Source organism: Streptomyces sp. FH025 (assembly GCF_017427025.1).
Lineage (GTDB): Bacteria > Actinomycetota > Actinomycetes > Streptomycetales > Streptomycetaceae > Kitasatospora.
In genome coordinates, this window is record NZ_JAFLNG010001185.1 from 1 (window position 1) to 1200 (window position 1200).

General features: G+C 77.8%; 1 protein-coding gene. It reads left to right on the forward strand.

Annotated elements, in window-relative coordinates; all coding sequences use genetic code 11:
• On the forward strand, positions 1-1200 hold a 1200-nt coding region (locus J0670_RS40125), incomplete at both ends, for a hypothetical protein (protein ID WP_207817380.1).

The window sequence follows — 1200 nt, forward strand, 5'->3', positions numbered from 1 at the left end:
ACGGCCGCCCCGAGGCGGCGCTCGCGGTCTGGGAGGCCGAACTGGCCAGGGTCGCCCCGGACCGGGACAACTCCAGCAGCTACCTCGCCGTCGACGTGGCCGAGTTGTACGGCGCCCTCGGCCGCCCCGCCGACGGCCTGCCCTGGCTTGACCGGGTGCTCGCCACCGAACCCGACCACCCCAAGGCGGCCCCGGCCCGGTACGGGCTGCGCCACGCCGCCGACGGTGACCCGGCCCACCTGCTCGGCCTGGCCGACCACCACCGCGCCCACCCCGACCACGAGTACGCCCAGGAGCTGCTGGAGCGGCTCGGCAACCGCGAGTCCTGGCTCGGCATGGTCTCCGGCGCCACCGAGGCCACCGTCAACGTGCTGCACCAGGTGCTCGCCGCCCCCGACACCGGCCGCGACACCCAGATCGACTGCACCGTCTCCGCCGTGGAGCCGCCCAGCTCGCTGCTGGCCGTCCGGCTCGCCCTGCCGCGGGCCACCGTCGCCTACCGGTCCGTCGGCGACCCCGACCCCCGGCTGCCGCTGACCGAGCCGACCACCCGGATCTGGGCCTGGGACGGCACCGACCCGCGCCCGGCCGTCACCCCGCCGGCCCCGGAGAGCGCCGAACTCGTCCGCGCCACCGCCGAGATCCTCTGGCCGACCGTCCCGGCCGCCTACGACCACGCCGTCCGGCTGGCCGGGCTGCCGCTGGACGACCTGCTCGCCGTCCTGGTCCACCCGCCGCTGCCCCGCGAGGACGAGCTCGGCCGGGCCCTGCTCGCCCACCAGCCCGAACTGTGGGTGCGCGCGGTCCAGGCCTTCGCCTGCCTCGGCATCGCGCACCACCGCGCCGACCAGCCCTGGGAGGCCTCCGAGCGCCGCCGGGTGCTGCGCGACCTGCTGCTCGGGCCCGAGGACTGGGTGGTCGAGGCGGCCGGCTTCGCCCTGGTCGCGATCGGCTGGACGCACCCCGCCACCCGCGCCGACATCGCCGGACTGCTGCGCCAGCGGCTGCACCACGCCGCCCGGGCGAGCCGCAGCCGGGTGGTGACGATCCTGCGCTCCTACGCCGATCTGGTGCTCGCCGCGCCGTGGCTGGACCCGGCCGACCGCGACCTCGCCCGGCGCCTGATCGCGGAGGTGGACGCCGAGGACGCCCGGGACGGCGGCGCGGGAGAGCCCGCAGCGCCCGTACGGTCCGAGCCCG